This window comes from Roseobacter fucihabitans, assembly GCF_014337925.2.
Lineage (GTDB): Bacteria > Pseudomonadota > Alphaproteobacteria > Rhodobacterales > Rhodobacteraceae > Roseobacter > Roseobacter fucihabitans.
The window spans coordinates 2,836,591-2,850,382 of the sequence record NZ_CP143423.1 but is presented as its reverse complement, the minus strand read 5'-3'; the positions used below and the strand labels follow the sequence as shown (position 1 = coordinate 2,850,382).

Below are 13,792 nucleotides of genomic sequence, written 5' to 3'. Positions count from 1 at the left end.
CAGGCGCTGGATTGGCCAGGTTTGGGCCGGAAGGAAGTTGTATTGGGTGAAGATTTATTTGAGTTACTGATTTTATTGTGCCTTTTGCAAATAAAACACATGCTGGCGGATTATTTTCTTCAGACCAGCTTCATGCTCGAGGGGCGTGCGCGCTACCGTCATATGGGACGGCTCCTGCATGCGGGCATTCATGCGCTCGGATCGGTCATGGCGTTTTTGTTGCTTGGCACGCCGGTGGTGTTTATCCTGTTGGTGGTGGTTCTGGAGGGCGTGGTTCATTTTCATATCGACTGGTGCAAGGGGCGCTTTACCTACGTACGACAGCTGACGCCCAATGATGCGGCCTTTTGGCGCGCGTCGGGTGTGGATCAGGCGCTGCATCAGCTGACCTATGTGGCGATGCTCTGGGCGTGGTTGGTTTGGGGAAATGGTGCAACCGCCTAAGCCGCACGCGGCGCAATGCTCTTTTGGCATTCCGATCCGGGATCGCTCGCCCCCGAACCACCGCGTGATTGGCGAGTGTCATTCTCGCGCCAGATTTTTGCCATTTGACCGCTTCGGCGCGGCGCATCTGGTATTGTTGTTTGCAGGTCTAAACCGACTTCCGTTACACTGCTGGCAAAACATCGAGTCACTATTCGATTTGGCCAGCGCTCTATTGATATCAACAAGGCTCGTCTGCTCCCGGGGGACATTTTGCGCAAACTAAAATTGGAATTTTCTTCGTGGTGGTGCAAACCTGCGGCGTATTTACTGTGTGCCGGGATGCTGGCACCGCCGGTATTCGCCTTTGACGCCAGCCTGCAGGGGTCTCTGGAGGAGGAATTGCGCGCAGCATTGGAGGGCGGATCGCTGCTGATCGAGCAATCGAACGCCGAAACCGACGTCTCACCACAGGAGTTGGTGTCCATTGCGCAGGCGGATTACAAACGCATGCTCGCGGTGCTTTACGATTACGGCTATTACGGCGCAGATATCGGTATTTCACTGGATGGTCGGGAGGCCTCTTCGATCACATCCGTGGCCCCCCCACAGCAAGTCAACAGCGCCCAGATCACTATCACACCGGGCAAGGCATTTCGCTTCGGGCGGGCCGAGATTACCCCGATTGTGCCCGGCACCGCTTTGCCCGAAGGGTTCAGGCCGGGCGCGCCTGCGCGCCTGAGTTTGCTGCGCGATGCCGTCAGCGCGGGGACAACGCGCTGGCGCAATGAAGGTCATGCCAAGGCCAAGCTTGAAAGCCAGACCATCACCGCCCGTCACACAGACGGCACGCTCAATGCCAGGCTGAAGCTCGATCCCGGCCCCAAACTGCGGTTTGGTGATCTGTCCGTGTCCGGCGACAGCGCCGTGCGCACGGAACGGATCCTGGAGATTGCCGGTCTGCCGGTCGGTGAAACCTACTCTCCCAAGGAACTGTCCGACGCCGCGGGGCGTTTGCGGCGCACCGGTGCCTTTAGTTCGGTCGCGATGATCGAGGCCGACACCATCGGGCCGGGCGATCAATTGGCCATCACCGCGCGGGTTGTCGATGACAAGCCGCGCCGCTTCGGTTTTGGGGGCGAGGTATCGACCATCGAGGGCCTGTCGCTCAGCGCGTTCTGGATGCACCGTAACCTGTTTGGCGGTGCCGAGCGGCTGCGCGTGGAGGCGGAAATCGAGGGCATCGGCGGGGACACGGGCGGGACGGATTTCCTTCTCTCGACACGTTATCAGCGGCCCTCGACCTTTAATGAGGATACCGATCTTTATGTTCTTGGGGAAATCGAACAGCAGGATGAGGTGAATTTCTTCTCTCGCCAGCTGACAATCGGGACGGGGATCGAGCGCATCGCCTCTGATCAGCGTTCCTACCGCCTTGGTGTCGCGCTGCGCCGGGCCAATACACGGGATGCCTTTGGCGAAGATCAATACACTTTGTTGTTGCTCCCGACAGGCGCGACCTTTGATTATCGCGACAGGCTTCTGGATGCGCGCAAGGGCTATTATCTGGACGCGGAAGTCTCGCCTTTCTATGCGATCAAGGGCGCGGATAACGGGCTTTTAACCGAGGTCGATGCGCGGGTGTACCGAACATTCGGGACCGAAACCAGCACGACCTTTGCCTTGCGCGGTCAATTGGGGTCCGTCATCGGGCCGGGGCTGGAGGACGCACCCACCGATTTCCTGTTTTACTCCGGGGGTGGGGACACCGTGCGCGGGCATGATTATCAATCGCTCGGCGTGGATATTGGAAACGGCCAGATCGTCGGGGGCCGCTCGTTCCTGGGGCTGTCTGCTGAGGTGCGCTATCGCACGGCGGGCAGCCTTGGGTATGTCGGCTTCATCGATGCGGGCTACATCGGGCGGGAAGCCTTTCCGGACGGGTCGGGTGAGTGGCAAAGCGGCGCAGGTCTGGGTCTGCGCTATGACACGCCGATTGGGCCGATCCGCTTTGATGTCGCCGTGCCGACATCCGGCGGTGATGACACATCCTCCTGGCAGGTTTACATTGGCATAGGGCAGGCATTTTGATGCGTTCAAACTGGATCATACGCGGGCTGGTGGTTATCTCCTTGCTGTTCCCTGTCACGGTTACGGCACAGGATGAGGACGGCGGCGGCTTTTTGACGCGCACCATACAGGACCTTTTGTCCGGGGCCGGGCGCGAGGTGCGCATCACCGGATTTGCCGGTGCGCTGAGTTCTGAGGCCTCTTTTGAGCAGATGACGATTGCGGATGACCAGGGCATCTGGCTCACATTGGAAGATGTGACGCTGAACTGGAGCAGGCTGGCGTTGCTGCGCGGGCAGCTGGAGGTCGAGAGCCTCAAGGCTGCGTCCCTTGATCTGCCGCGCTTGCCAGAGGCCGATGATAGCGTGGAGGTGCCCGCCGCCGAAGCGGCCCCCTTCGCCTTGCCGGATTTACCGGTCTCGGTGAACATCGCGCAGTTCGAAGTGACGCGCATTGATCTGGGCGAACCCATCCTCGGTGCGCAGGCCGCTCTGGGTGTGCGCGCCTCGGTGCAACTCAATGATGAAGGCGCGTTTATCGATCTGACCGCCAACCGCGTGGATAATACCGAAGGTGCCTATGTCATCAAAGGCAGCTTTGCGCGGGCGGATTCCGCCATCAATGTGGAAATCCAACTGGATGAGGCTTCGGGCGGCATTGCCGGGCGTTTGATGAACCTGCCGGGGCAGCCCTCCATCGATTTGACGGTTGCAGGGACCGGGCCGCTGGATGATTTCACCGCCGATATCGGCCTGGCCACAGATGGCACCCAACGTGTGGCGGGGCAGGTGAGTCTGACCGCGCTGCCGGTCGAAACTGAAGGCGCGCTGCCTGACAGGCGCATTAGGGCCAATCTGGGCGGGGACATAACGGCACTGGTCGCCCCGCAGTCGCGCGACTTCTTCGGCACCCGCGTGGCCATCCGGGTGGACGCCTTGCGCGGCGCGGATGGGACCCTTGACGTGTCGGATTTCGATCTGGATGCCAAGGCGGTGCAACTGGCCGGGCGCGTCAAGCTCAACAGCGCGCAATGGCCGGAATTCATCGATGTGGATGGCACTATCGCGCAGGCCGACGGCACCCCGGTTCTGTTGCCGGGCTCTGATGTTGCGACGACGGTGCAATTGGTGAAGCTCAGCGTGGATTACGACGCCGCCTCGGGGGATGCCTTTCGCGGTGCCTTCGACATCACGGATTTTGCGCGCGAAGGTATTCGGTTTGAGAACACCAAGCTGGCGCTGGATGGCACGCTGAGCGGTGAAACGGGCACGCTGGGTCGGTTCCTCGGCGATCTGGACCTCACAACGCGCGGGCTGGCGCTGGAGGATCCGCAGGCGGCAGAGGCGCTGGGGCAGGATATCACCGGCAAAGCCCGGATTGATTATACCCAAGACCAACCGATCCGGATTACCGGGCTGGAACTGGCGGGAGCGGATTACGGGCTTGCCGGGGATGTGACCATACAGGGTCTGGAGGGCGGCTTTCCAACCGATCTTGATCTCAATGTGCAGGCGCGCGATCTGTCACGGTTTGCCGGGCTTGCAGGGCAACCCATCGCCGGAGCCGCGCGTCTGGATGTTGCGGGCAATATCACCCCGTTGAGCAGCATGTTCGATCTGACCATCAAGGGCACCACGCGGGATTTGAAGGTTGATATCGAACAGGCGGATGCGGTCATGGCCGGGGAAACCATCCTGTCGATGCAGGCGCGGCGCGACGAGACCGGGACGTATATCAACGATCTGGATCTCAGGAATGCGGCGCTGGACATCACAGGGGACGTGAAGCTGCAAACCGATGCCGGTGCGGTTGATATCCTGGCGCGGCTGAGTGATGTGGCCCTGGTGGCCCCTGAGTATTCCGGCCCGCTCACGCTGGATGCAAAGGCCACGCAGGACGCGCTTGGCTGGAGCGTGGACGCGCTGGCCAATGCGCCCTTTGACAGCAGGCTGAGCGTCAAGGGCAAAGCTACGGGGCCGCAAACCGATGTGCGCTTCACGTTATCTGTGCCAGAGGTGCAGCCGCTGGTGCCGTCAATCAACGGCCCGTTGAATGCCAATGGACGGGTTTGGCTTACCGAGGCCGGATATAATGTGGACGTTGATGCCGCCGGGCCGTTCCAATCCGAAGTGAGCGTGGCAGGGCTGGCCACGGGGCCAGAGGCCGCCGTCGCCTTTTCCGCCGCCATGCCTGATATCGGCGTGCTGGTGCCCAAGATCGCGGGACCCTTCTCAATAGAGGGGGACGCCGAGAAAGACGGCGCGGGATGGCAGATTGACACCGCCGCACAAGGGCCGTCAGGCACGCAGGCCAATATCGCGGGGCGCGTCGGCGAAGACGGGATGTTGGACCTCGGGATCGTTGGATCCTTGCCGCTCGGTCTGTCAGAGCCGTTTCTGGAGCCGCGCAGCTTGCAGGGACAGGCGCAATTTGATCTGACCGCCAAGGGCGCGCCGGGGCTGGAGGCGATTTCGGGTCGTATTTCGACGACCGGGGCGACTTTTGCCGCGCCAAACCTGCGCCTGACGCTGGTCGATCTGGCCACGACGATCCAGCTGGCGCGCAGCAACGCACAGATTGATCTCAACAGCGCGGTTGATGGTGGCGGCACGCTTGCAGTGGAGGGTGGGGTCAACCTTGCCTCGCTGGCAGCAGATCTAGATATTGCATTGAACAACGTCGCCCTATCGGATCCGCGTTTGTTTTCGACCCTGATCAGCGGCGACATCGCTGTGACGGGTCCGCTGAGCGGTGGCGCGCGTATTGGCGGTACAATCAACATCGGCGAAACGCTGGTGTCGGTTCCCTCCTCCGGTCTGACCAGCATTGGCGATATTCCCGAGATCACCCACGTCGGGGCACCCAGATCGGTGACGGCGACGCGCGGGCGGGCCGGGGTGATCCCGGAACCGGAGACCAAGGCGGGCGGCGGTGCGGGGAGCGTCTATGGCCTTGGATTGCGGATCAATGCGCCCAACAAGATCTTCGTGCGCGGTCGCGGTGTCGATGCGGAACTGGGCGGCAGTCTGGACATCACCGGCTCCACGGCGCGGGTGATTTCGGCCGGTCAATTCGATCTGGTGCGCGGACGGATCGACATTCTGGGCAAGCGGTTCGTCCTTGATGAAGGTTCCATCCAGTTTCAGGGCGACCTGGTGCCTTTTGTTTTCTTCAAGACGCTCTCAGATACCGATGATGGCACCGCCAGCATTGTGGTGGAGGGTCCGGTGGATGAGCCGGAAGTGCGGTTTGAATCCGTGCCCGAAGCGCCAGAGGATGAGGTCCTGTCGCAACTGCTCTTTGGTCGTAACCTGAGCGAAATTTCCGGCTTTCAGGCGTTGCAGCTGGCCAATGCGGTGGCGCAGCTGGCCGGGCGCGGCGGTGTTGGATTGGTTGGGAACCTGCGTGAAGGGTTCGGGTTGGATGATTTTGACGTCACCACCACGGATGACGGCGAAGCGGCGGTGCGGGCGGGTAAATACCTCACGGACACAATATATACGGATGTGTTTACCGGAGGGGGCGAGACCGAATTATCCATTAACCTGGAACTGACGGACTCGCTCAAGGCGCGCGGCACGGTTGAGAATGATGGCAACACTGGCATCGGGCTGTTTTTCGAGCGCGACTATTAACGGCTTGCCTCACGCATCCGCTGTGAAACGGCCGAACTGACCGCGTTTGAAGAGAAGACCGGGCCCATGTGTTTGTGCATGGAAAACCTGCTGGATTTCTCCAAGGATCAGCGAATGATCCCCCGCGGGGTAGCGCGCAAATCTTGTGCAATGAAACTCCGCCAGACACCCGGCCAACCGGGGCGCGCCCAAAGGCCCCGCAGACCAGTCGAACGCGTCAAAACCATCGCCATTGGTTGCGAAGTGCCGCGCGAGCGCCAATTGGTCTTCACCAAGGATATGGATGCAAAAATGCTCGGCCTGCGCAAAGGGATCATGGCGGCGCGCAGCCAGAGCCGGAGACCAAAGCACCAGCGCCGGCGTGAGTGACACCGACGAAAAGGAATTCGCCGTCATGCCAAGCGGTCCATCCGCCGTCTGTATGGTCACAACCGTCACGCCGGTGCCAAAGCAGCCAAAAGCGCGCCGCAGATCGGCGTGATTTTCCGGCGAGGGCGCGAAGTATTCTTGTTCAGAGGTCATGCGACCTTGTCCTCATCATTTCTGCGCGCGGGTGTGTCATGGATGGCGTCCTGTTATCTTTGCGTGGAACCTATGTCACGGGGCAGGGAGGGCAAGGGATTTAATTCCGAGGGGATCGGGGGCAAACAAGGGGCCGACCCTGAACAGAGCCGGCCCGAAGTCCTTGCGCCTTTGGAGGCGATCAGCTTTTGTTCATGCGGTTTTCGATGAGATCATCGACGACCGACGGATCCGCCAGTGTCGATGTATCGCCCAAGGCTCCAAAATCATCCTCCGCAATCTTGCGCAGAATGCGGCGCATGATCTTGCCCGAGCGCGTCTTGGGCAGGCCCGGTGACCATTGGATCAGATCCGGGCTGGCAATGGGTCCGATTTCGGTACGCACCCAGGTCCGCAGCTCCTTGCGCAATTCCTCGCTGGGCTCCTCGCCTCCCATCAAGGTCACGTAGCAATAGATGCCCTGCCCCTTGATGTTATGCGGGTATCCGACAACGGCGGCTTCGGCGACCTTGGCGTGGGCCACCAGCGCGCTTTCCACCTCCGCCGTGCCCATTCTGTGGCCCGAGACGTTGATCACGTCATCCACGCGGCCTGTGATCCAGTAGTCCCCATCCGCGTCGCGCTTGCAGCCGTCCCCGGTGAAGTAATAGCCCTTGTAGTCGGAGAAATAGGTCTTCTCGAACCGTTCGTGATCGCCCCAGACGGTGCGCATCTGTCCGGGCCAGCTGCCTGCGATGCACAGCACCCCTTCGACGTCATTGCCGCTGATTTCCTCGCCGGTGGTCGGTTCCAGAACGACGGGTTTGATGCCAAAGAACGGCTTCATCGCAGAGCCGGGTTTCATCGCATGCGCGCCGGGCAGGGGGGTCATCAGATGCCCGCCGGTTTCGGTCTGCCACCAGGTATCCACGATGGGGCATTTGCCTTTTCCGACAACGTCATTGTACCAATTCCAGGCCTCCGGGTTGATTGGCTCGCCCACGGTGCCGAGCAGGCGCAGGCTGGAGAGGTCGCATTTTTCGACAAACTCTTTGCCCTGACCCATCAGAGCGCGGATGGCGGTGGGTGCGGTGTAGAATTGGTTGACCTTGTGCTTGTCGCAGACCTCCCAGAAGCGGCTGGCATCGGGGTAGGTCGGCACGCCCTCAAACATGACCGTGGTGGCCCCATTGGCCAGCGGGCCATAAACGATATAGCTGTGTCCCGTGACCCAACCCACATCCGCCGTGCACCAGAACACGTCGCCTTCGTGGTAATCAAAGGTGATTTCATGGGTCATCGCCGCATAGACGATATAGCCGCCTGTGGTATGCACCACCCCCTTGGGCTGCCCGGTGGAACCGGAGGTATAAAGCACAAAGAGCGGATCTTCGGCCCCCATCTCTTCGGGGGCGCACTCATCGGAGGCCTCAGCGGCCAGCGCGTTGTAATCGTAATCGCGCCCCTCGACCCAGGTGGTCTGCCCACCGGTGCGTTTCACCACCAGGCATTTGACCTTATCCGAGCAATGCAACAGCGCCTGATCCGCGTTGGATTTCAGAGGTGTGGCGCGACCGCCGCGGGGGGCGTGATCGGCGGTGATGACCACCTTGGCCTCGGAACCATTGACCCTTGCGGCCAAAGCATCGGGTGAAAACCCTGCAAAAACAATCGAATGGATCGCACCGATGCGCGCACAGGCCAGCATTGCGTAGGCCGCTTCGGGGATCATCGGCATATAGATGATGACGCGATCGCCTTTGCCCACGCCCAACCCCCTGAGCACATTGGACATTTTGCAGACGTTGGCATGCAGTGCGTTATAGGTGATGTGCAGGGCGTCTTCATCCGGGCTGTCGGGCTCCCAGATGATCGCGGTCTGTTCACCGCGTGTCGCCAGATGGCGGTCGATGCAATTGGCAGCGACGTTCAGGGTGCCATCCGCAAACCAGTTTATCGCCACCGCGCCGAGGTCGAAATTGACGTCGCTCACCCGCGTGAAGGGTTTGATCCAGTCGATGCGCCCTGCTTCCTTGCGCCAGAATGCGTCCGGATCCGTGATGGATGCGGCGTACATCTCGTCATATCTGGCGGCATTCACATGCGCCTTTGCGGCCATTTCAGGCGCAGGCGGATAGGTTTTGGCAGATGTGGCTGTGTCGGACATGAAGGCTCCTCCCTTGGGTCGTGACATATCGGAGGGTGGGCACGAAATTGCGGTGCACCGGTAACACATCCCCTCCGAGCGGGATCATACCGCGATTTGAAAAGAAAGGAATAAGGTACAGAAATATAAGGGTTTCGCTGTAAATAATTTTCTGTTCTCGATAAGGAATGTGTAAAGTGAGCCGACAAATCTCGTTTTTATAAAACAAACTCAGTTTATTCCATGTCAACAATGACGCGTTGTTTTGGGCGTCTTTGGAGGCTTGCCCATCTCGGGTGTAGGGCATCGTGACGGAAAGTCGTCTGTAAAAATCACGCGGATGCGCAGAATCAAACCCGCAACCCGTCTTGAGCACGCTACTAATCAGGGCTTGGCACTGCGCGCAGGCTTCGCTAGCTTTGCGCCAAGCGCGCCCTCATTGAGGCGCGCAAAAAGGGAGAAATCAAATGAACAAATATCTTTCGGGTGCGGCCGTCGCCGCGATCAGCTTTGCCTTTGTCTCTGAGGCCGCAGCGACCGAGTGGAACGTTTCCGTCTGGGGCAAGCGTCGCGCCTTTACCGAACATGTCGAAAAACTGGCGGAACTTGTTTCTGAGAAAACCAACGGCGAATTCATCATGAACGTCAGCTATGGCGGGCTGTCCAAGAACCGCGAAAACCTCGATGGGATTTCCATCGGTGCCTTTGAGATGGCGCAGTTCTGTGCGGGCTATCACCCGGACAAAAACCGCGTGATCACCGTGCTTGAACTGCCGTTCCTGGGTGTTGAGAACCTGGAGCAGGAAGTTGCGGTTTCCGCTGCGGTTTACGCACATCCTGCCGCGACCGAGGAAATGGCGCAGTGGAACGCCAAGCTGTTGATGACCTCGCCGATGCCGCAATATAACATCGTCGGCACCGGCGAGCCGCGCGATGAATTGGCCGAATTCGAAGGCATGCGGGTCCGCGCTACGGGCGGTTTGGGCGAAGCGTTCCGCGCCGTTGGCGGTGTGCCGACATCCGTGACGGCGACCGAAGCCTACCAGGCGATGGAAGGCGGCGTGGTCGACACGGTGGCTTTTGCCCAGCACGCGCATCTGAGTTTTGGCACGATCAATCAAGCGGATTGGTGGACGGCCAACCTCAACCCCGGCACGGTGAATTGCCCGGTTGTGGTGAACATCGACGCCTATGACTCCTTGAGCGATTCCGAGCGCGAGGCTTTGGATAGTTCGGTGTCGGAGTCGATTGACCATTATTTGGCGAACTACGGTGAATTGCTAAAGAAATGGGATTCCGTACTTGAAGAGAAGGGCGTGCAGAAAGTCGAGATCGACGCGGCCGTGATCGAGGAGTTCCGCGCCAAGGCCGCAGATCCGGCCAAGGATGCGTGGATTGCCGATATGGAAGCGCAGGGCCTGCCGGGTCAGGAGCTTTATGATCTGGTGGTCAAAACGCTCGCTGATGCCAAGAGCGGCAGCTAAAGGCATAGGCCGCTCCTCACAAGGGGGCGGCCTTTTCAATCCTAAAAAGGGGGCAGAGCGATGGCGGGATCCGCAGCCGTGCTCGAAGATTCCAGTCTGCTCAGCAGGCTGGACCGTGCATTATTACCACTGGAAAAATTCTGCGCTCTGCTCAGTGGTCTGGCGATTTTTTCGCTGATGTTTCTGGCCGCCTATTCGGTGACGGGGCGCAAGTTCTTTGCCTCCCCGATGGCCGGATATGTCGATTACATTGAGGCGGCGATGCCGATTATCGCGATCATGGGCGTGTCCTATGTTCAACGCGACGGCACCCATGTGCGCATGGATATGCTGGTCAGCGCGCTCAAGGGGCGCATGCTGTGGTTTTTCGAACTGGTCTCGGTGTTGTTGATACTTTTGGTCATTGTCGCGCTCACATGGGGGGCGTGGGAACACTTCGACCGCTCGTTTGATTGTGCGCGCCCCTGGTGCAGCCGGGACAGCTCGATTGACGTCGGCTTGCCGGTCTGGCCCTCCAAGCTGGTGGTGCCGGTCGCGTTCGGAGTTTTGACTTTGCGGCTGCTCCTGCAAACCTGGGGCTACGGGCGCGCGCTGGTACTGGGGCTGGAAAATCCGGTGGCCGTGCCACTGAACCTGAGCGTGGCGGAACAGGCGCGCCTTGAGGCCGAAAGCTTGGACGGGGCGGACTGATGGAACCTATCGAAATCGGATTATGGGTCAGTGCGGGCCTGCTGACCTTCGTCGTTTTGGGCATGCGCGTGGCTTTTGCCGCCGCATTGGCCGGGTTTGTGGGTCTCGTGTGGTTGCGCTGGAACGGGTTTGACTACGACCCGGAACGCTTCTGGAGAGCCGTTGAGATCAGCGTCAAGATCGCCGGTCTCACGCCGCATTCCAAGGTCTCGGCACAGGTGCTGAGCCTGATCCCGGTCTTCATCATGATCGGCTATATGGCCTATCACGCCAAACTCACCACCGCCCTTTTCACCGCTTGCAAACGCTGGATCGCCTGGGTGCCGGGCGGGCTGGCGGTCTCCACGGTCTTTGCCACCGCCGGGTTTGCCGCCGTATCAGGCGCCTCGGTCGCAACAGCCGCCGTATTCGCCCGCATCGCCATCCCCGAGATGCTCAAAATCGGCTACAACAAACAATTCGCCGCCGGTGTGGTCGCCGCAGGGGGCACGCTCGCCTCGCTCATCCCCCCCTCGGCGATCCTGGTGATCTATGCCATCATCGTAGAACAGGACGTGGGCAAACTGTTGCTCGCAGGGTTCCTGCCGGGCATGTTCTCCGCCGTGGTTTACGCTGCGCTGATCATCGGCATTGCGATGATTTTCAAGAACGTCGGTCCGCCGGTGGGCGGTTTCACCTGGCGTGAACGCTTTGAATCACTCCCCCCCGCCTTGCCGATTTTCGCAGTGGTCGTGATCATTATCTTCTTTGTCTACAACCCCTTCGGCGATGCCTGGGGCACACCGACCGAGGGCGGCGCCATCGGCGCGTTTATCATCTTCCTGATGGCGCTCTATCGTGGCATGCGCTGGCCGCAACTTAAAAGCGCACTGCTCGATACGGCCAAGCTCACAGTGATGATCTTCTCGATCATCTGGGGCGTGCTGATCTATGTGCGCTTCCTTGGGTTTGCCGAATTGCCCGAGGCCTTTGCCGATTGGATCACCTCGCTGGAAATGTCGCCGATGCTGATCCTGATCTGCATCCTGCTGGCCTATGCGGTGCTGGGCATGTTTATGGATGCCATCGGCATGCTGCTCCTGACGCTGCCGGTGGTCTATCCGGCGGTCATGGCGCTCAATGGTGGTGAAAACGTCGCCGCCGCCGACAGCGCCTTTGGCATGTCCGGGCCGATGTGCGCGATCTGGTTCGGGATTTTGGTGGTGAAGATGGCGGAATTCTGTCTGATCACCCCGCCCATTGGCCTCAACTGCTTTGTGGTGGCGGGCGTGCGCGATGACCTGACCGTGCAGGACGTGTTCAAGGGTGTGACGCCGTTTTTCATCGCCGATGGTGTGACCATCGCGCTGTTGGTGGCCTTCCCCGGGATCGTTCTCTTCCTACCCTCGCTCGCGGGTTAGGGTGCCACCGTGTGGGCCGCTTTGCTATCCTCGGGGGCCTGATCGCGATCAAACATGCCGTAATCCCGGATCACACCCGCCACGCGCAGGCGGTAGCCCGCAAACACCCCGGCGCGCCCGTCGCTTTGCGCCCCGCGATGCGCGCTCAGAGTGCGCCAGCGTTTCAACGCCGCCTCGTCTTCAAAGAACGACAGCGACAGGATCTTGTCGGGGTTGGTCAGGCTCTGGAACCGTTCCACGGAAATGAACCCCTCGACCTCCTGCAACATTGGGCGCATCTTGGCGGCGATCGCAAGGTAATCCTCCTTGCGCCCCTCTGCGGGTTCGACTTCGAATATCACGGCAATCACTTGTGCTCTCCATGTGGCGCAGAGGCCAGTTTCAAAAATGTACGATGTTCGCGCAGCAGGAACTTTTCGCTTTGCGCAAACTCATAATTCTCACGGCCCAAAGGATCATCTGCAAGCCGTGCGCGGTAAGCCTCATAATCGGCGAGATTTGCCACATTGTAGATCCCATAAGCCAGCGTCGATGATCCTTCATGCGGGGCGTAATAGCCAATCAAATCTGCGCCACATCTCGGGATGGCTTGCCCCCAATTGCGGGCGTATTGGTTGAATTGAGCCTTCTTGGTGGGGTCGATCTGGTAGCGGATAATACAGGTCAGCATAGGGTTTCCTTTCATGTCTGAACCCGGACATAGCGGATTGATCACACTTAATGCTTCGACTAGGGTCGAACTATGAAAGAAGGCCCTGATATCGCCCGCATCGCTGCCCTGATGGGCGATCCTGCGCGTGCCAATATGCTCACCGCACTGATGACCGGCAAGGCGCTGACAGCCACCGAATTGGCCGCAGAGGCCGGGATCACCAGCCAGACGGCCAGCTCGCATCTGGCGAAACTGGACGCGGGAGGTTTGTTGCGGCTCCTGAAACAGGGGCGGCATAAGTATTTCTCGCTCGCCAATGAGGACGTGGCGCAGGTGCTCGAAGGGTTGATGGGGCTTGCGGTCAAAACCGGCCATCTGCGCACGCGCACTGGTCCCAAAGACGAAGCCCTGCGCAAGGCGCGCGTCTGTTACAACCATCTGGCGGGGGATATGGGCATCGCGTTGTTTGACAGCTTTATGGGGCGCGGGTTTTTGGTGATAGAGGTTGGTGTTTTGCAACTGACACCGCGCGGGGATGATTTTGTGCAAGGTTTCGGCGTGGATGTGACACGGCTTCGATCTCAAAAATCGCCTTTGTGCAAGGAATGTCTGGACTGGAGCGCGCGCCGCTCGCATCTGGCGGGCAGTCTCGGGCGAGCGCTATTGTCTGAAATCGAGGCGCGCGGCTGGGCAAAACGCCGAGCCGACAGCCGGGTGGTGGGTTTTTCAAGCCGCGGTGAGCAGGCGTTTCAATCCGAGCTGATCGGGAATTGCCTACCTTGAACGTAGGG

At 60.0% G+C, this 13,792-nt stretch carries 11 protein-coding genes; 7 read left to right on the top strand and 4 right to left on the bottom strand.

Features of this window, described 5'->3' with window-relative positions; translation table 11 throughout:
• Nucleotides 1-42 precede the first annotated feature (42 nt).
• The 3 genes from ROLI_RS13915 (at nt 43) to ROLI_RS13905 (ending at nt 6,128) form a co-directional block, all read left to right on the top strand.
• On the top strand, nt 43-444 hold the full coding sequence (locus tag ROLI_RS13915; RefSeq protein WP_187429188.1) for a DUF3307 domain-containing protein: 402 nt from the start codon (nt 43-45) through the stop codon (nt 442-444).
• Nucleotides 445-711: 267 nt separating this feature from the next.
• A complete protein-coding gene (locus ROLI_RS13910; protein ID WP_262386430.1) occupies nt 712-2,514 on the top strand; it encodes an autotransporter assembly complex family protein in 1,803 nt (600 codons plus the stop codon).
• Nucleotides 2,514-6,128 carry a translocation/assembly module TamB domain-containing protein gene (locus ROLI_RS13905; RefSeq protein WP_222869438.1) on the top strand — a complete coding sequence of 1,205 codons (3,615 nt, stop codon included), beginning with the start codon at nt 2,514-2,516 and terminating at the stop codon, nt 6,126-6,128. Before ROLI_RS13910 ends, ROLI_RS13905 begins: the two co-directional genes overlap by 1 nt.
• 9 nt (nt 6,129-6,137) lie before the next feature.
• Here the strand turns inward: ROLI_RS13905 and ROLI_RS13900 are convergent, their stop codons facing one another.
• Nucleotides 6,138-6,650 carry a flavin reductase family protein gene (locus tag ROLI_RS13900; RefSeq protein ID WP_187429187.1) on the bottom strand — a complete coding sequence of 171 codons (513 nt, stop codon included), beginning with the start codon at nt 6,648-6,650 and terminating at the stop codon, nt 6,138-6,140.
• 181 nt (nt 6,651-6,831) lie between these two features.
• Nucleotides 6,832-8,796: an acetate--CoA ligase gene (gene acs / locus ROLI_RS13895; protein ID WP_187429186.1), complete on the bottom strand. Its 1,965-nt coding sequence runs from the start codon at nt 8,794-8,796 to the stop codon at nt 6,832-6,834.
• 446 nt (nt 8,797-9,242) lie between these two features.
• Between acs and dctP the strand changes: the two genes are divergently transcribed.
• From dctP to ROLI_RS13880, 3 genes are read left to right on the top strand one after another with little or no spacing between them, the layout of a single operon-like run.
• Nucleotides 9,243-10,259: a TRAP transporter substrate-binding protein DctP gene (gene dctP, locus ROLI_RS13890; RefSeq protein ID WP_187429185.1), complete on the top strand. Its 1,017-nt coding sequence runs from the start codon at nt 9,243-9,245 to the stop codon at nt 10,257-10,259.
• Between the two features lie 60 nt (nt 10,260-10,319).
• Nucleotides 10,320-10,949 carry a TRAP transporter small permease subunit gene (locus ROLI_RS13885; RefSeq protein ID WP_187429184.1) on the top strand — a complete coding sequence of 210 codons (630 nt, stop codon included), beginning with the start codon at nt 10,320-10,322 and terminating at the stop codon, nt 10,947-10,949.
• Nucleotides 10,949-12,349 (top strand): TRAP transporter large permease, encoded by a 1,401-nt coding sequence (locus ROLI_RS13880; RefSeq protein ID WP_187429183.1) that lies wholly within the window; start codon nt 10,949-10,951, stop codon nt 12,347-12,349. The genes ROLI_RS13885 and ROLI_RS13880 overlap by 1 nt, the downstream gene beginning before the upstream one ends.
• Here ROLI_RS13880 and ROLI_RS13875 read toward each other — a convergent pair.
• Nucleotides 12,346-12,699, bottom strand: coding sequence for an antibiotic biosynthesis monooxygenase (locus ROLI_RS13875; protein ID WP_187429182.1), 354 nt, complete (start codon nt 12,697-12,699; stop codon nt 12,346-12,348). The two genes, ROLI_RS13880 and ROLI_RS13875, sit on opposite strands and share 4 nt — an antisense overlap.
• Complete coding sequence (locus ROLI_RS13870) at nt 12,696-13,019, bottom strand: NIPSNAP family protein (RefSeq protein ID WP_187429181.1); 324 nt, start codon at nt 13,017-13,019, stop codon at nt 12,696-12,698. The genes ROLI_RS13875 and ROLI_RS13870 overlap by 4 nt, the downstream gene beginning before the upstream one ends.
• A gap of 72 nt (nt 13,020-13,091) precedes the next feature.
• On the opposite strand from ROLI_RS13870, the gene ROLI_RS13865 reads away from it, so the two are divergent.
• The gene (locus tag ROLI_RS13865) at nt 13,092-13,784 is read left to right on the top strand and encodes a helix-turn-helix transcriptional regulator (RefSeq protein ID WP_187429180.1); all 693 of its coding nucleotides are present in this window, start codon (nt 13,092-13,094) and stop codon (nt 13,782-13,784) included.
• Nucleotides 13,785-13,792 lie beyond the last annotated feature (8 nt).